Source organism: Nonomuraea rhodomycinica (assembly GCF_013363995.1).
Lineage (GTDB): Bacteria > Actinomycetota > Actinomycetes > Streptosporangiales > Streptosporangiaceae > Nonomuraea > Nonomuraea rhodomycinica.
The window spans coordinates 1834127-1849760 of sequence record NZ_JABWGO010000001.1; the positions used below are offsets into that span (position 1 = coordinate 1834127).

17 protein-coding genes are annotated in these 15634 nt (G+C 74.2%); 9 read left to right on the forward strand and 8 right to left on the reverse strand.

What is annotated here, in order from left to right; all coding sequences use genetic code 11:
• The first annotated feature begins 2 nt into the window (after positions 1-2).
• Positions 3-914, forward strand: coding sequence for a TIGR03621 family F420-dependent LLM class oxidoreductase (locus HT134_RS08460; RefSeq protein ID WP_175599585.1), 912 nt, complete (start codon positions 3-5; stop codon positions 912-914).
• Between the two features lie 60 nt (positions 915-974).
• Positions 975-1562 (forward strand): histidine phosphatase family protein, encoded by a 588-nt coding sequence (locus HT134_RS08465; RefSeq protein ID WP_175599586.1) that lies wholly within the window; start codon positions 975-977, stop codon positions 1560-1562.
• Positions 1563-1580: 18 nt separating this feature from the next.
• Here the strand turns inward: HT134_RS08465 and HT134_RS08470 are convergent, their stop codons facing one another.
• The 4 genes from HT134_RS08470 to HT134_RS08485 form a co-directional block, all read right to left on the reverse strand.
• Positions 1581-2345, reverse strand: coding sequence for a hypothetical protein (locus HT134_RS08470; RefSeq protein ID WP_175599587.1), 765 nt, complete (start codon positions 2343-2345; stop codon positions 1581-1583).
• 93 nt (positions 2346-2438) lie between these two features.
• A complete protein-coding gene (locus tag HT134_RS08475) occupies positions 2439-2693 on the reverse strand; it encodes a hypothetical protein (RefSeq protein WP_175599588.1) in 255 nt (84 codons plus the stop codon).
• 149 nt (positions 2694-2842) lie between these two features.
• A complete protein-coding gene (locus HT134_RS08480) occupies positions 2843-3079 on the reverse strand; it encodes a DUF397 domain-containing protein (RefSeq protein ID WP_113703532.1) in 237 nt (78 codons plus the stop codon).
• On the reverse strand, positions 3080-3946 hold the full coding sequence (locus HT134_RS08485; protein ID WP_512698714.1) for a Sco1979 family transcriptional regulator: 867 nt from the start codon (positions 3944-3946) through the stop codon (positions 3080-3082). It lies immediately after the preceding gene.
• Between the two features lie 178 nt (positions 3947-4124).
• Here HT134_RS08485 and HT134_RS08490 point away from each other — a divergent pair, with 178 nt between their 5' ends.
• Positions 4125-4628 (forward strand): ATP-binding protein, encoded by a 504-nt coding sequence (locus tag HT134_RS08490; protein ID WP_175599589.1) that lies wholly within the window; start codon positions 4125-4127, stop codon positions 4626-4628.
• A gap of 77 nt (positions 4629-4705) precedes the next feature.
• Positions 4706-7153, forward strand: coding sequence for a helicase-associated domain-containing protein (locus HT134_RS08495; protein ID WP_175599590.1), 2448 nt, complete (start codon positions 4706-4708; stop codon positions 7151-7153).
• Here the strand turns inward: HT134_RS08495 and HT134_RS08500 are convergent.
• Complete coding sequence (locus tag HT134_RS08500) at positions 7128-8150, reverse strand: ABC transporter substrate-binding protein (RefSeq protein WP_175599591.1); 1023 nt, start codon at positions 8148-8150, stop codon at positions 7128-7130. The genes HT134_RS08495 and HT134_RS08500 overlap by 26 nt on opposite strands.
• Positions 8151-8211: 61 nt before the next feature.
• On the opposite strand from HT134_RS08500, the gene HT134_RS08505 reads away from it, so the two are divergent.
• From HT134_RS08505 to HT134_RS08515, 3 genes are read left to right on the forward strand one after another with little or no spacing between them, the layout of a single operon-like run.
• The gene (locus HT134_RS08505) at positions 8212-9330 is read left to right on the forward strand and encodes a FecCD family ABC transporter permease (RefSeq protein WP_217707244.1); all 1119 of its coding nucleotides are present in this window, start codon (positions 8212-8214) and stop codon (positions 9328-9330) included.
• A gap of 49 nt (positions 9331-9379) precedes the next feature.
• Positions 9380-10420, forward strand: a complete 1041-nt coding sequence (locus tag HT134_RS08510) for a FecCD family ABC transporter permease (protein WP_312888040.1) — start codon at positions 9380-9382, stop codon at positions 10418-10420.
• Positions 10420-11247: an ABC transporter ATP-binding protein gene (locus tag HT134_RS08515; RefSeq protein WP_175599592.1), complete on the forward strand. Its 828-nt coding sequence runs from the start codon at positions 10420-10422 to the stop codon at positions 11245-11247. Before HT134_RS08510 ends, HT134_RS08515 begins: the two co-directional genes overlap by 1 nt.
• Here the strand turns inward: HT134_RS08515 and HT134_RS08520 are convergent.
• A complete protein-coding gene (locus HT134_RS08520) occupies positions 11244-12497 on the reverse strand; it encodes an ArgE/DapE family deacylase (protein WP_175599593.1) in 1254 nt (417 codons plus the stop codon). The two genes, HT134_RS08515 and HT134_RS08520, sit on opposite strands and share 4 nt — an antisense overlap.
• Positions 12498-12640: 143 nt before the next feature.
• Between HT134_RS08520 and HT134_RS08525 the strand changes: the two genes are divergently transcribed.
• A complete protein-coding gene (locus HT134_RS08525) occupies positions 12641-12961 on the forward strand; it encodes a GroES family chaperonin (protein WP_175599594.1) in 321 nt (106 codons plus the stop codon).
• A 64-nt stretch (positions 12962-13025) separates the two neighbouring features.
• Here the strand turns inward: HT134_RS08525 and HT134_RS08530 are convergent, their stop codons facing one another.
• Together HT134_RS08530 and HT134_RS08535 are read right to left on the reverse strand one after the other, a co-directional pair.
• The gene (locus tag HT134_RS08530; RefSeq protein WP_175599595.1) at positions 13026-14018 is read right to left on the reverse strand and encodes a hypothetical protein; all 993 of its coding nucleotides are present in this window, start codon (positions 14016-14018) and stop codon (positions 13026-13028) included.
• Between the two features lie 74 nt (positions 14019-14092).
• Positions 14093-14548, reverse strand: coding sequence for a TIGR02611 family protein (locus HT134_RS08535; protein WP_175599596.1), 456 nt, complete (start codon positions 14546-14548; stop codon positions 14093-14095).
• A 161-nt stretch (positions 14549-14709) separates the two neighbouring features.
• On the opposite strand from HT134_RS08535, the gene HT134_RS08540 reads away from it, so the two are divergent.
• Positions 14710-15606 (forward strand): phosphotriesterase family protein, encoded by an 897-nt coding sequence (locus HT134_RS08540; protein WP_246363589.1) that lies wholly within the window; start codon positions 14710-14712, stop codon positions 15604-15606.
• Positions 15607-15634: the final 28 nt, after the last annotated feature.

Below are 15634 nucleotides of genomic sequence, written 5' to 3' on the forward strand. Positions count from 1 at the left end.
CGGTGCGGCGGTTCAGGTTCGGGGCCGTGCTCCGGCAGGCGGAGTCCGGCAAGCAGTGGGCCGAGAAGGCCAGGCGGCTGGAGGGCTCCGGGTTCGACGTGCTGCTGGTCCCCGACCACCTGGTCGGGCCGCGCTTCGCGCCCGTGGCCGCGCTCACGGCCGCGGCCTGCGCGACCACCCGGCTGCGCGTGGGCACGCTGGTCCTGGCCAACGACTTCCGGCACCCGGCCGTGCTGGCCAAGGAGACGGCGACGCTCGACCTGCTGTCGGACGGCCGGCTGGAGGTGGGGCTCGGCACCGGCTGGATGGCCGGCGACTACGCCTCGGCCGGGCTGCCGCTGGACCCGCCCGGCGTCCGGGTGGAGCGGCTGGCCGAGGCGCTGACCGTGCTCAGGGGGCTGTGGGGCGACGGGCCGTTCACCTTCGAGGGCGCCCACTACCGCGTCCGCGGCCTCGACCAGCGGCCCAAGCCGGTCAGCCGGCCGTACCCGCGGCTGCTGCTCGGCGCGGGCGGCTCCCGGATGCTGCGGCTGGCCGCCCGCGAGGCCGACGTGGTCCACGTGACGACGCGGGTGCGCGGCGACGGCGCCGGCCCGGACGAGCGCGACGGCGGCCTGGCGGCCTACCTGGACAAGCTGCGGACCGTGCGCGAGGCCGCGGGCGGGCGCTACGAGCGCCTGGAGCTCGGGACGAGCGTGCTCCAGGCGGGCGAGCGCCGGGCGGAGGAGGCGTGGAGCGCCGCCGCCAGCGCGCGCCTGGAGGACACCCCGCAGGTGCTGCTCGGCACGCGGCGCGACATCGCCGACCGGCTCCGCCACTGGCGCGACGAGCACGACCTGTCGTACTTCGTCGTCCACCACGAGCGCGACCTCGGCCTCCTCACCCCCGTGGTGGAGGAGCTCGCCGGCGCCTGAGTCCCCTCCGGCCGCTCCCTCGAGCGGGGCCGAGGCCGGGCGTGCCGGATGATGGGAGGCATGGATGAGATGTTGCTGCTCAGGCATGGCGAGACCGAGTGGAGCCGGACCGGCAGGCACACCGGCCGCACCGACGTGCCGCTGACGCCCCACGGGGAGGAGCAGGCGCGGGCGCTGGCCCCGCTGGTCAAGGAGTGCACGTTCGACCTCGTGCTCGTCTCGCCGCCGCAGCGCGCCCGCCGCACGGCCGAGCTGGCCGGGCTGAGCGCGTACGAGGTGGAGCCCGACCTGTGGGAGTGGGACTACGGCGGCTACGAGGGCATCACCACGCCGGCCATCCGTGAGGACCGGCCCGGCTGGTACCTGTGGCGTGACGGCGTGATCCCCGGTGACGCGGAGCACCCCGGCGAGACGGTGGAGCAGGTGGGGGCGCGGGCCGACCGGGTGATCGCCCGGGCCAGGGCGGCGGAGGGCCGGGTGGCGCTCGTGGCCCACGGCCACATGCTGCGCGTGATCGCGGCCCGCTGGCTGGGGCTGCCGCCGCAGGACGGCCGGCTGTTCAAGCTGGAGACGGGCACCTACTCGCGGCTCGGCTTCGAGCACGCCGAGCCGGTCGTCGTCGCCTGGAACGCCCCCGTCAGCCCCTGACCCCGCCGGGACGCGACGTCATCCCGCCCGGGGAGGCGTCGCGGGGGCAAGCCGGCAGCCCGGGAACGGCGCGAGCAGCGTCTCGCGCCACGGCCCGTCGAGGTGGTCGCGGGCCCGCTTGGCCCAGCCGAGCAGCCGGTCGTCGGGCTCGGCCTCGTCGTCGAGGCCGAGCGCGGCGTCGCGGGCGCGCTGGGTGCGCAGGTGGTCGTCCAGGGAGACGCCCCAGATCGTGACCACCTCGGTGTCGCAGAACAGCACCTCGTACAGGCCGACCAGCTCGTGCCCGTGCTCGGCCAGCAGCGGCGCCCGCTCGGCGCGCACGGCCTCCAGGTAGTCGAGGGCGGCGCCGGGCCGCACCCGGGCGCTCTCGAACAGGTAGAACTCGGAGCGGCCGACGTCGGCGAGCGACGGCGTGCCCGGCACGGCGCCGAGCGGGCGGGAGAAGGCGGAGAAGCGCAGGTCGTCGATGTCCGACAGGAAGAGGCGGTCGTCCACGCCGCGGTAGATGTTCATCATCTGCCGCCAGCCGCCGTCCCAGCCGCCGTGGCACTCCCAGAGCGTGACGGCCTTGAACTGGGGGTGCCCGGTGATGCCGACGGCGTAGAACGCGCCGGCCAGGTCGATGTCGCGCGACCTGATGGACGTGCCGGAGGTCAGGGTGGGGCGGTCGAGGGTCTCGTCCTCGCGTTTGTAGCGGGTCAGCCAGGTGAGGTACTCCAGCGGCCGCCGGGAGTTCATGGGGCGGAAGTCGACCTCTTCGATCAGGTAGATGGCCCGGCGCACCACGCCTCCTCAACCTCATTCGACCAAGCGATTGCTCGGCACAGGCGCGAGCGTAACACGGCAGCGGCGGGCGCGGGCAGGGGGCGGGCAGGGTCAGGAGAGCGCCTGGGCGGGCTGCGGCCCCCTGCCGGTCAGCCACGCCAGCACCTGGCGGTGGCCGGAGGCGGCGTCCTCGAAGTGGCCCCAGTGCCAGTAGCGGGGCTGGTCGCGCAGGCCGGTCACCCAGGTGCGGTAGGAGACGCTGCCGGACTCCGCGGGCGCGACGCCGTAGGTGCGGATCACGACCTTGCCGCCGGGCGCGAACAGCACGTCGTCGGCGATCGGATAGAGGGTCATCTGGTCGAGCATGGACGGCATCCTGCCGCCCGCGCGGGGCGGGGCCGTTACGCCCCCGGCGCGCCGCCGTTAAGCGGGCACGCCGGAGGTTAACACCCGGTTACGCCGTGCGGTTCACCGGTGGCGGGGCCCGTGCGGGCGCCCGTCAGACGAAGGAGGCGTCAGACGAGGAGGCCGTCGAACTCCCCGTCCTTGACCCCGAGCACGAGGGCCCGGATCTCGTCACGGGTGTAGATCAGGGCCGGCCCGTCGGGGAAGCGCGAGTTGCGCACCGCGACGCCGCCGTCGGGGAGCTGGGCGAGCTCCACGCAGTTGCCCTGCGAGTTGCTGTAGCGGCTCTTGCGCCAGGCGACCTGCTTGAGGTCGGTCGCGGGCATGCCGTTGTAGGTCTGCTTCATCTACATCTTTCTGAGAAGACCGCCGATGAGCTCGACGGTGCCCCCGGGCGTGGTGCTCTCCACGCATAACTGCTCCATGGCCGTGAGGTACGGGTCGATGTCCTCACGTTTGTCCAGGTATAGGGCACCCCAGAGCTGCTCGACATAGACAACGTCCGACAAATCGGACTCGGGAAACCGCAAGATGCTGAACGCGCCACCTTCAGCCGCGTGCATACCGTATCTGAAGGGCATCACCTGAAGGGTGATATTGGGCAGTGCGGCCACTTCCAGCAGGTGCTGGAGCTGTTCGGCCATGACCTCCCGCCCGCCGATGGTCCGCTTGAGCGTGGCCTCGTCGATGACGGCCCACAGGCGCGGCCCGTCCTTCTGGGTGAAACGCTCCTGCCGCTGCATGCGCAGATGCACGCGGCGTTCGATCTCCGCGGGGCTCGCCTCGGGATTGCCGAGCTGGAAGACCGCGCGCGCGTACGCCGCCGTCTGCAGCAGGCCGGGCACGAACTGCACCTCATAGGTGCGGATCACGCTGGCGGCCTCCTCCAGCCCGACATAGGTGGTGAACCACGAGGGCAGCACGGCGGAGTACTTGTGCCACCACCCGGGGGTGTTGGCCTCGCGGACCATCTCCAGCAGTGCACGGCGTTCGGCGTCGTCGACGACGCCGTACAGGGTGAGCAGGTCCTCGACGTCACGTGTCTTGAATCCGACGCGCCCGAGCTCCATCCGGCTGATCTTGGACTCGGACGCCCTGATGTGGAATCCGGCCTGGTCCCTGGTGAGCTCGCTGGCCTCGCGAAGGCGCCGGAGGCTGGCTCCGAGCATGATGCGCCTGACGGTCGAACCAGAACCCGGCGGATCAATGGACACGCGCTGCTCCTTGGTCGTTTCCTTGACACCTAGTCTGTCACTTCACGGTCGAAAGATCATCAACCGCGGCCAAGATCCCCTTTCCCGCCGATTTGACCATTTGAGGGAAACCGTAGCGCCTGCACGCACCCTCTGCACGTGCATTCGCTCTTGCACCTGCACGAGAGTGTGCCGCAGAATGATCTATGTGCAACCCACCCTGGCTCCCGGCCAATGGACCACGTTCGACTGGTGGCCCCCCGTCGGCTGGTGGCCGGAGGCGGCGCGCGACCTGCTGACTTCCGGCCCCTCCGCGAGCGCCACGTTCGTCCTTCCCCCCACCCCGTCCTCCGTGCACGCCGCCCGCGCCTTCGCCATGGGCGCGCTGAGCGGCTGGAAGCTGGAAGAACTCACAGAGAACATGGAGCTCGTCGTCTCCGAGCTGGCGACCAACGCGCTCCGCCACGGCCTGCACGTCTCCGGCCCCGGCACCCGCCCGCCCGTGCACATGTCGCTGGTGCGCCGCGGGCCGCTCGTCACCAGTGCCTTCACCGACCCCGCCTCCGGGGTCCCGGAGCTGCGCTATCCCGGGCCCCTCGACGCCGGCGGGCTGGGGCTGCACATCGTCGAATCCCTCAGTCTCCGCTGGGGCTGGTCGGCGCTCGCACCACAAGGGAAGATCGTCTGGGCAGTCCTCACCTGACCGGGGGTGATCTGCACTACCGTGGATGCTCATGGCTCACGGTGAGTCCCGCGCGCGACCCCTGAGAGTGCTGACCGATGGATGATCACCTGCTCGGCTGGCTGCGGACACTCGACGAAGACCGGCTCGGCCGCATTCTCGCGAACCGGCCCGACGCCATCGCCGCGCCCTGGCCGCGGCGGCTCGACACGCTCGCCCAGCGGCTGTGCAACGGCTTCGCCGTCATGGAGGCGCTGCGCGGCCTGCCGCTGCCGTGCCTGGAGCTCGCCCAGGCGTGCCTCGTGGTCCGTCGCCCCACGCCCGAGCGGGTCGCGGAGTTCCTCGGCGTGCCGCCGCCCGAGGTGACGCCCTGGCTCGACCGGCTGCAGGACCACGCGCTGGCCTGGCCCGACGCCGAGGGCGTGATCCACCTGGCCGAGGCCGTCTCCCGCTGGTGGCCCACCCCGCTCGGGCTCGGCGAGCCGCTCGACCACTACCTCAACTCCTGGACCATCAGCCTCGACACGCTGCGCGCCCTGGCCCGCCGGCTCGGCCTGCCCCCGGGCGGCCCCAAGCGCGCCACGATCGCCCGGGTGAGCGAGATGCTCGCCGACCCGGCGCACCTGGCGGCGCTCCTGCGCCACGCCCCCGAGGGCACGCGCGAGGTGCTGGACGCGTTCGCCTGGAACGGGCCCGTCCGCGACGTCGACGGCCACCGGTTCGTCGTGCCGGGCACGCCCGAGAAGTGGTGCGCCGACCACGGCCTGCTCTACCGGCCGAGCTGGCACGTGGCCGAGATGCCGCGCGAGGTGGCGCTGTGCGTGCGCGGCCCCGGCCACCGGCCGCCGTTCACGCCCGAGCCGCCCGAGGTGGCCACCATCCCCATCGACCCCGAAGAGGTCGACCACCTGATGACGCTGGCCGCGCCGCACGTGGTGGAGCGGTGCGCGGCCCTGCTCGACAACATCTCCAAGACGCCGCTGCCGCTGCTCAAGACCGGCGGCGTGGGCGTGCGCGAGGTGCGCCGCGTGGCCAAGGAGACCGGCTGCGACGAGGACGAGACCCGGCTGCTGCTGGAGATCTGCGCGGTGGCCCGGCTGCTGGCCTGGGACGAGCAGGCGGGCGGCATGGTGCCGACCGAGCGCTTCGACCGGTGGCGGCTCGACGAGGGCGCGGCGCGGCTGCGGGTGCTGCTGTCGGCGTGGTGGCGCATGGAGCGCTCGTCGCTGCGCCGCGTCGACGGCCGCTACGGCACCGTGCTCGGCGACGACCGGGCCGGGGCGGCGGTGGCCCGCATCCGCCGGGCGGTGCTGCCGGTGCTGGCGCACCTGCCGTCGGGCACCGCGTTCGCCGACCGCGCCGGCCTGGTGGCCAACGTCCACTGGCACGCGCCGCTGCTGGACCAGGAGCTGCTCGGCGAGTGCGCCACGGCCGCGCTGGAGGAGGCGCGGCTGCTCGGCCTGCTGGCCAACGACTCGCTCACCGACCTCGGGCGGGCCCTGGCCGGTCTGGCCGCGCAGGCGGGCGACGAGAACGACGAGGTCGTGCCCCTCGTCGAGCACGACCCGATCCTGGTGGAGGCGTCCACGCGGGCGCTGGCCAGCGTGCGCAGGAGCGCCCTGTTCGGCCCCGACCTGACCGCGGTGGTCACCGGGCCGCCCGCGGCCGAGCTGGCGGCGCTGCTGGACCGCGTGGCCGAGCGCGAGTCGCGCGGGGCGGCCTCGGTGTGGCGCTTCACGCCCGCGAGCGTGCGCGGCGCGCTCGACCACGGCCACGACGCCGACGAGCTGCTGGAGGAGCTGGCCGCGGTCGGCACGGTGCCGCAGCCGCTGGAGTACCTCGTGCGCGACGTGGCCCGCCGCCACGGCGAGGTGACGGTGACCACGGTCGGCTGCGTGGTGCAGGCGTCCGACCCGGCGCTGCTCGCCGAGATCGCCGCCAACCGGCGGCTGGCCCGGCTCGGGCTGCGGCTGCTGGCCCCCACGGTGCTGGTCGGCTCGGCCGACGCCGAGCGCACGCTGGCCACGCTGCGCGACCACGGCTACGCCCCGGTGCCCGTCGCCGACACCGGTGAGATCACCATCCGCCGGGTCCGCCCCGAGGAGCCGCCCCCGGGCGGCAAGCTGATCCTGCTGCCCGGCGGCCAGGTGGCCGAGCTGCCGGAACGGCCCGTCCCGCCGGGGGCCGCCGCGCTGGCCGGCCCCGACGGGGTCGCGCACGTCGTGGCCGACCCCGCGCCCGACCCGTACGAGCACGCCCGCCGCCTGCTCGCCAGCGGCCAGAGCGCCCAGCCGGCCGGCCGCACCTGGGCCGTCATCGGGCGGATGGCCACCCGGCTGCCCACCGCGCAGCAGTCGCTGCTCGGCTTCGTGGTCGACCGGGGCGTGCGGGCCGGCATCACGCTGACCGGCGGCCTGACCGCCACCATCAGCCACGGCGAGCTCAAGGGCGGCGCGCTCGACGCCTGGTGCGAGGAGGCGGGCGACTACCTGGAGTTCCCGCTGGGCGAGATCGTCGAGGTCAGGGGAGCTTACGGGCCTTCTTGAGGTCGGCCACGAGCCCCTCGACGAACGCCGCGTACCCCTGGTAGCTGAACGGCGTCTCGGCCCGCCACGGGTAGAGCTGCCCGGCCTTGACCGCGGGGAGCTTGGCGAAGGTCGGCTTCCTCATCATCTCCTCGGGCTTGAGCGCCTGCGTGCGGGTGTCGTACAGGATGACGTCCGCGTCGTAGGTGTCGGCGTTCTCCCAGCTCAGCGTCTGGAAGAAGCCGCCCTCGTCCACCTTGGACGGCTTGACGACGTCGAGGCCGGCGGCGGTCAGGTGGACGATGTCGGGGTACTCCGGCGGGTTGACCACCCAGAACGCGTCGGCGCCGCCCGACACCATGAGGATCTTCAGGTCCTTGAACGCGGCCAGTTCCTTCGAGGCGGCCTCCAGCCGGGCCTTGGCCTCGGGCACCCCCCGCATGCCGGCGCCGAGCGAGGCGGCCAGGGCCTCGTAGCGGCCGATCACCTCGGTGGCGCTCTTGCCGGTCAGCATGATGCCGGCGGTGGGGGCCACCTGCTCGATGGTGTCCTTGGACTTCTCCGGGACGTACCAGAGGGCGTCCTTCACGTACATGTTGCTGACCAGCAGGTCGGGCTGGAGCGCGATGTACTGCTCGACGTTGAACTCGTCCCACACGTTGCCGAGGCCCGTGACCTTGGTGATGTCGACGTTGCCCGCCTGCGGGTCCTTGCTGCCGTCCTTGAGCTTGTGCGGGCCGAACACCGCCACCGGCCGCACCCCGAAGTCCCACAGCGCGGCGGCCGAGCCGACCTGCGCCACGACGCGCGCGGGACGGCTCGGGCGCTCCAGTGTGCGGCCACGGTCGTCGGTGAACGTCCACGGGCCGCCGCCGGCGGATCCGCTCGGGGCGGGCGATCCGCCCGCCGTCGTGCTCCCCGTCCCGGTGCCCGACCCGCACGCCGCCAAGGTCAGCGACGCCGCCAGGCCCGCGGCCGCCGCGAGGAAGCCCCTGCGGGCCAGTACCGGTTCGGACATGTCCATCTCCTGAGGTTAGGCTTGCCTTCGTCGATCGTTATGAGATTAGCCTTACCTTAGTTTGACCGCGACGAGAGGGGGGCGGGTGCGCCCGGCCAAGCAGACCGAGCCGCCGACCAGGACGGGGCGGCCGCCCGAGGGTTCTTCCGCCGGCGGCGCGGGCGACCGGAGGGCGGGGCGGCGGCGGGCGGTCCTCCTGACCGGCGGGCTGGTCGCCGCGCTCGGTGTGCTGGTGCTCGTCGCGCTGGCCAGCGTGGCGCTCGGCGCCCGGTCCGTGCCGCTCCCGACGGTGATCGACGCCTTCCTCGCGCCGGACGCCTCCAGCGACCACGCCGTGATCCGCGAACTGCGGGTTCCCCGCACGCTGCTGGGCATCGGCGTGGGCGCCGCACTCGGACTGGCCGGGGCGATCATGCAGAGCCTCACCCGCAACCCGCTGGCCGACCCCGGCCTGCTCGGGATCAACGAGGGGGCGGCCCTGGGCGTGACCGTGGCGCTCGCGCTGCTCGGGGTGTCGGATCCGGCGGTGTACGTGTGGTTCGCGTTCGCGGGCGCGGCCGTGGCCTCCGTGCTCGTCTACGCGCTGGGCTCGGCGGGCCGGTCGGGTTCGGCCCCGGTGCGGCTGGCACTGGCGGGCGTGGCCGTGGGCATGGCGCTCACCGCCGCGTGCTCGGCGCTGCTGCGCATCGACTCCCAGACGTTCGACCGGATGCGGTTCTGGCTGACCGGGTCGCTGGCCGGGCAGGACGCGGGCACGCTGACGCGGCTGGCGCCGTTCATGGTGGCGGGCGTCGTCCTCGGGCTGACCCTGGGGCGGCCGCTCAACATGCTGGCGCTCGGCGACGACGCCGGCCGGGCGCTGGGCGTGGCCGTCGGCCGGACGCGGGTGCTCGCGGGGGTGGCCGTGACGCTGCTGTGCGGGTCGGCGACCGCGGCGGCCGGGCCGCTGTGGTTCGTGGGCCTCGCGGTGCCGCACGCCGTGCGCGCGCTCGTGGGCGGCGACCAGCGGTGGGTGCTGCCGTACACGGCGGTCGCCGCGCCGGCGCTGCTGCTGGGGGCCGACGTGGTCGGCCGGCTCGTCGCCCGGCCCGGTGAGGTGCAGGTGGGCATCATGTGCGCGCTGCTGGGCGCCCCGGTCTTCATGCTGATGGCCCGGCGCAGGAGGCTGGCCGCCCTGTGACCCCCCGTACCGACAGATCACCCGTACGATCCCGCGCAGGAGCCCTTCCGTGACCCTGTCCCCCTCTCCCGTCCGGCCCCGGCGGGCGGTGCGCCTCGGGCCCTGGTCGGTCCGGCCGGCGCCCCGGGCGCTGTCGGTGTGCCTCGGGCTCGTCGTCGGCGGGTTCGCGGTGGCCGTGCTGGCGATCTCCACCGGCGAGTTCACCGTTCCGGTGCCGGACGTGCTGCACGCGCTGTTCGGGCAGGGCACGCCCGTCGCCGAGCTCATCGTGGGCAAGCTGCGCGCCCCCCGGGTCGTCACCGGCCTGCTGGTCGGCGCGGCGTTCGGGATGAGCGGCGCGATCTTCCAGAGCCTCACCCGCAACCCCCTCGGCAGCCCCGACTTCATCGGGTTCACGGCGGGCGCCTCGACGGGCGGCATCCTCGCCGTCGTCTCCGGCGGCACGGCCGTGCACGTCGCGGGCGGCGCGCTGGCCGGCTGCGTGGCGACGGCCCTGCTGGTCTACGGGCTGGCCTTCCGGCGGGGCGTGCAGGGCTACCGGCTCGTGCTCGTCGGCATCGGCGCGAACGCGCTGCTCGTCGCGGTCAACTCGTACCTGCTGACCCGGGCGAACATCAACGACGCCGCCACCGCCGGCGCCTGGCTCACCGGCAGCCTGGGCGGGCGCGGCTGGGACCACGCGATCCCGGTCGGCGTGGCCGTCGCCGTGCTGCTGCCGGTCTGCGCGTACGTGTCGCGGCCGATGCGGATGATCGAGATGGGCGACGACGCGGCCCGCGCCATGGGGATCGACGTGGAGGGCGTGCGGGCGGCGGCCGTCGTCGCCGGGGTGCTGCTGTGCGGCGTGGCCACGGCCGCCGCCGGCCCCGTCGTGTTCGTCGCGCTGGCCGCGCCGCAGCTCGCCCGGCGGCTGGCCCGCTCCCCCGGCGTCACCATGACGACCTCGGCGCTCACGGGCGCCGTCCTGCTGACGGCCGCCGACCTGGCCGGCCAACGGCTGTTCGCACCCGTCCAGCTCCCCGTCGGGGTGCTCACCGCCGCGATCGGCGGCGTCTACCTCGCCCTCCTCCTGCGAAAGGACCGCCACTGATGCCCGAGTCCGCCGCCCGGCTGTCGGGCTCCGGCCTGACGCTCGCCTACGACCAGCGGGTGGTCGCCGAGGGCCTGGACGTGACGATCCCCGACGCGTCGTTCACCGTGATCATCGGACCGAACGCCTGCGGCAAGTCCACGCTCCTGCGCGCCCTCGCCCGCATGCTCAAGCCGCGCAGGGGCGCCGTCCACCTCGACGGCAGCGTGATCACCTCGCTGCCGTCCAAGGAGGTGGCCCGCAGGCTCGGCCTGCTGCCCCAGACGTCGATCGTGCCCGACGGCATCACCGTGGCCGACCTGGTGGCCCGCGGACGCTACCCGCACCAGCGGCTGATGCGGCAGTGGTCGCGGGCGGACGAGGCCGCCGTGGCCGAGGCGATGCGCGCCACCGACGTGGCCGGGCTGGCCGAGCGGATCGTGGACGAGCTGTCGGGCGGGCAGCGGCAGCGGGTGTGGCTGGCCATGGCGCTGGCCCAGGAGACGCCGATCCTGCTGCTGGACGAGCCGACGACGTTCCTCGACATCTCGCATCAGATCGAGGTGCTGGACCTGTGCGCCGACCTGCACGACGCCGGCCGCACGATGGTCGCCGTGCTGCACGACCTCAACCAGGCGTGCCGGTACGCCACGCACCTCGTCGTCATGCGCGAGGGCCGGATCGTCGCCGAGGGCGACCCGTCGGCGATCGTGACGCCCGAGCTGGTGGAGCGGGTGTTCGACCTGCGCTGCGAGATCATCGCCGATCCGCAGACGGGCACCCCGCTCGTCATCCCGGAGGCCCGCCGCCGCGCCTCCGCCCCGGCCGTCCTCGCGGAGGGGCCCTAGCGGACGCCGCAGAGGCGGACGGCCAGCAGGGCGAGGGCGCGGGTCACCTCGCGCAGCTCCGCCAGCTCCACCTGCTCCCTCGGGGCGTGCGCGAACCGCACGTCGCCCGGCCCGTAGTGCAGCGACGGGATGCCGCCCGCCGCGTACAGCCGCAGGTCGCTCCCGTACGGCGCGGCGGCCTCGCGCGGCCAGGCGCCGCAGACGTCGGCGACCGCCCGGTTCACCTCGCCCAGCAGCGGATGCCCCTCGGGCAGCCGCCCGCTGGCGAACTGGCCGCCCGGCCACGTCACCACCGGCGGGTTCTCCCGCAGCCAGGGGCTCGCCGCCCCGTGCACGGCCTCCTCCAGCGCGGCGCGCGCGTCGGCCGGGTCCTCGTCGAGCCGGACGCCCAGCCGCCCCTCGGCCACCAGCAGGTCAGGCACCGTGCTCGCCCAGTCGCCGGCCCGCACGGTGCCGATCTCGATGGGGTACGGCAGCGCGTTGTCGCCGTACAGGGGCGGCACGTCGCGGTTGCGCTCCTCCTCCAGCCGCCGCAGCGCCTCGAACACCGGCCAGAACACCTCGATGGCGCTGACCCCCTCGGTCCGGGTGGCGCCGTGGGCGGCCCGGCCGGGGACCTCCAGCCGGAAGGTCAGCGCGCCGGCGTTGGCCGTGATGACGGTGCCGCTGGTCGGCTCGGTGAGGACCGCGGCCTCGGCGGTGTGGCCCCGGGCCAGCGTGGCGAACGCGCCCAGCCCGCCGTCCTCCTCGCTCATCACGCTGTGGACGGCCAGCGGCCGGGCCAGGCGCACCCCGGCGGCGCGCAGGGCGCGGACGACGGCGATGTTGGCGACCAGGCCGGCCTTCATGTCGCAGGCGCCCCGGCCGTGGAGGGTGTCGCCCACGATGCGCGCCGCGAACGGGTCGCTGCCCTCCCACTTGGCCAGGTCGCCGGTCGGCACGACGTCGACGTGGCCCTGGAGCGCCAGCGCGGGCAGGCCCTCGCCGCCCGTGACGCCGACCACGCCGTACGCCTCCGTGCGCGGCGCCTCGGTGCCGGGGAAGTCCTCGCGGGCCCGCAGCCCGTCGATGTCGATCTTCCACACGTCGACGTCGAGGCCGGCCTCGGCGAGCAGCCCGGCGACGTGGTGCTGGAGCTCCGACTCGGCGTCGGTGCCCGTGACGCTGGGCACCCTGACCGTCTCCGCCAGGAGGCTCACCGTGCCGGGGTCGTCGACGGCGTCCAGGACCCGGGCTTCCACGTCGCGCATGAGGCAACCCTAGCCACGGCGCGCCCCCACCCTGAACCCGGTCCTGGCGCGCCGGCGCCACAGGAGGGCGACGCCCGCCTCCTGCGGATCAGGAAAGCGCTGGTCGGGCGCGGCGGCCTTCCGGCGGATCGTAAACTTGCCCCGTGGCAGAGCCCAAGTTCGAGATACAGATGCTGCACGACCGGGTGATGATCCGGCTGGAGCAGAAGGCCGAGGAGCGGCGCAGCGGCTCGGGGATCGTGATCCCGGCGACCGTCAAGCTCGCCAACCGGCTGGCCTGGGGAGAGGTCTGCGGCGTCGGCGCCAACGTGCGCTCGGTCAAGGTCGGCGACAAAGTGCTGCTCAACCCGGAGGACCAGTTCGAGGTGGAGCTGCACGCGCAGGTCTACCTGGTCATGCGCGAGCGCGACCTGCACGCCGTGGCCACGCAGGAGACCGACCACGGCACGGGGCTCTACCTCTGATCCCACGCCGGGTCACCCGGGCTGCCCGACCACACGGGGCCTGCCCGGTCACACGGTTGCCCTGTCACGCGCGGTCGAAGGTCAGCCACAGCTTGGCGGACCACGTGCGGGCCGGGATGACGGCCAGCACGCGCGTGGCCCTGCCGTCCAGGCCCACGACGGTCAGCCGGTAGGCGCCGTCCTGCGGCATGACGGCGATGACGTGGTCCTCGTCCCACCAGCCGAACAGCGCGGCCGGCCGCACCGCGACCCGCTTGGTGACCCGGCCGGTGGCCGGGTCGGCCACGCACAGGCGCTCGGCTGAGCGCGGCGGGCACCACAGCGCCAGCCGACGGCCGGAGGGCGAGTACGGATCCTCGGGGCCGGCGGGCCGGCCGAGCGCGGTGTGGGTGCTGAGGACGGCGCCGTCGGCGGCGCGGTAGGCGCGCAGCCCGTCGCCGTACCTCGCGATCAGCTCCCCCGCGGGCGTCCACGTGAACGCCGCCCGCGTGTCGAGGCCGGTGACCATGACCGTGCGGGCGGTGCCCGCCGCCACGTCCACGACGGTGAAGCCGGCGGCGCGCCAGGACCCACCGGCCTTGCGCTCGACGGTCAGCACGACCCGCCTGCCGTCCCGTGACCACGCGACCGACGAGGCGGCGAGCGGCTTGGCCACGGTCGGGACGCGCCGCAGCGCCCCGGTGGCGCGGTCGCCGAGGAGGAGGGCGTCCTTGCCGGCCCGGTAGGTGGTGGGCACCGCGGCCAGGGTGCGCCCGTCGGGCGACGCCGCGGCCTCCGACACGCCCGCGCGCACGGTGAACGCGTCGCCGGTGCGGGCGCGCACGTACGTCGCTCTGGTGCCGAGCCCGTACGTGGACAGCCGCGCGGGATCGCGCGGCGCCTGCCGGTACGTCACGCCGACGCCCGGCAGCGGCAGGGCCGTCGTCCTTCCGGCGGACGCGGTCGAGGCCGGGGTGGGGGTGGCAGCGGGGGTCGGCGCGGTGAGGCCGGACGGCGCGAGGAGCGTCAGGGAGAGCACGGCGGCGGCGAAGGCGGGCACCCCCCGCACACTAGACACCGCGCGCCGCGATATCCCGGGCGATAACGGCCCGGTATGACGCGGAAAGGGTCACCCGCCCCGCGCGGGGCGGGTCAGACGAAGCGCTGGGCCAGCTGGAGCAGGTCGACGCCGACCGCCTTCATGCCGACGTACACGATCGCGGCGGCGGCGGCCACGGTGACGAGCAGCACGAGGATGCGCACGGCCCAGCCCTGCCGCTTGTACCACTCGGTCCAGGCGTGCAGGGTGCGCTTGCCGAACTCCAGCACCCGCCGCGCCCAGTGGAACTCGGTGGCGAGCACGGCCAGCCCCGCGAACACCACGAGCCAGCCCGGCCCGGGGAACGGCACCATGATCAGGCCGCCCACGACCATGACGGCGCCGATCACGCCGATGACGATCTTGAGGGTCAGGGCGCCCGTGCGGGTGGAGCGGACGCCGTCCAGCCAGCCGTGCAGGCCGCCGCGGCGCGCGGGCATGTCGGAGGCGAGCGCGGCCTCGTCCTTCACCGCGTCGGCGCCCCCGGTGTCTGAGTCGTGGATCGGCACAGTTCCCCCGGACGTTCGTTCGTGCCCTCCAGGATACGGGCGGCACTCCGGGCATATGCGACCGGAAGCTTAACGATCTATAAACCCCGCCGAAAGTAAAAATTCCGGCCCAAGCGGCATTATCTTTCAAACATCGGTTAATGTGCGCTATGCCCGAGGTCATGCTTCGCACTGTCACCGGCCCGATCCGCGCCGCCTCGGTGGACGGCGCCGTCCTCCCCCACGAGCACCTGCGCACCGACATGCGCTGGGCGGTCGGCATCGACTCCGACCCGCACCGCTGGCTCGTCGAGGAGCACGCCGTCACCGACGAGCTCCTCGACCTGCGCCGGTCCGAGGGGCTGAACCTGGTCGTCGACCTCACCTGCCTCGGCATGGGCCGCGACGCCGCCGGCCTGGCCCGCCTCGCCGCCGCCGCGCGGGTGCCGGTGATCGCCTCGACCGGCGTGTTCAGCGAGCCGTTCTCCCCGGCGCGCGACGCGGACGTGCCCACGCTCACCCGCCTGCTCATGGACGAGATCTCCAACGGCCTCGACGGCACCGGCGTGTTCCCGGGCGTGATCGGCGAGGTCGGCTGCTGGGGAGCCGAGCCCACGCCCGCCGAGGAGCGCGCGCTCATCGCCGCCGCCCACGCCTCGATGGCCACCCGCCTTCCGGTCGCCACCCACGGCCGCGACGCGCTGGGGGTGCTGGAGATCCTGCTCGCCCAGGGGCTGCCGGCCTCGCGGGTCGCCGCCGGGTATGCGGGCTCCGACCTGCCCGAGGCCCGCAAGATCGCCGAGATGGGGGCGTACGTGAGCGTGAGCGCCCTCGGCAACGGCGTGGACGCCGCCGTGCGGGTCGCGCTCGGGCTCATCGAGGAGGGGCACGGCGAGCGGCTGCTGCTCAGCACGGGGACCAGCCGGGTGTCGCAGCTCGCCAAGTACGAAGGTCCGGGGTACGCGCACCTGTTCCACGCGGTGCTGCCGCGCCTGCGCGAGGCCGGGGTGGACGAGGACACGATCCGGCTGGTCACCCACGGCAACCCGCTGCGCTGGCTCACCTCCGGCGCCGCCTGACCTGTCACCGTCCCCTGGGAGCGGGCTT

Coding starts and splice junctions, on each gene's coding strand:
- HT134_RS08465 (WP_175599586.1), top strand. CDS start 975: ATGGATGAGATGTTGCTGCTCAGGCATGGCGAGACCGAGTGGAGCCGG.
- HT134_RS08515 (WP_175599592.1), top strand. CDS start 10,420: ATGCCCGAGTCCGCCGCCCGGCTGTCGGGCTCCGGCCTGACGCTCGCC.
- HT134_RS08520 (WP_175599593.1), bottom strand. CDS start 12,497: ATGCGCGACGTGGAAGCCCGGGTCCTGGACGCCGTCGACGACCCCGGC.
- HT134_RS08490 (WP_175599589.1), top strand. CDS start 4,125: ATGATCTATGTGCAACCCACCCTGGCTCCCGGCCAATGGACCACGTTC.
- HT134_RS08475 (WP_175599588.1), bottom strand. CDS start 2,693: ATGCTCGACCAGATGACCCTCTATCCGATCGCCGACGACGTGCTGTTC.
- HT134_RS08495 (WP_175599590.1), top strand. CDS start 4,706: ATGGATGATCACCTGCTCGGCTGGCTGCGGACACTCGACGAAGACCGG.
- HT134_RS08500 (WP_175599591.1), bottom strand. CDS start 8,150: ATGTCCGAACCGGTACTGGCCCGCAGGGGCTTCCTCGCGGCGGCCGCG.
- HT134_RS08540 (WP_246363589.1), top strand. CDS start 14,710: ATGCTTCGCACTGTCACCGGCCCGATCCGCGCCGCCTCGGTGGACGGC.
- HT134_RS08480 (WP_113703532.1), bottom strand. CDS start 3,079: ATGAAGCAGACCTACAACGGCATGCCCGCGACCGACCTCAAGCAGGTC.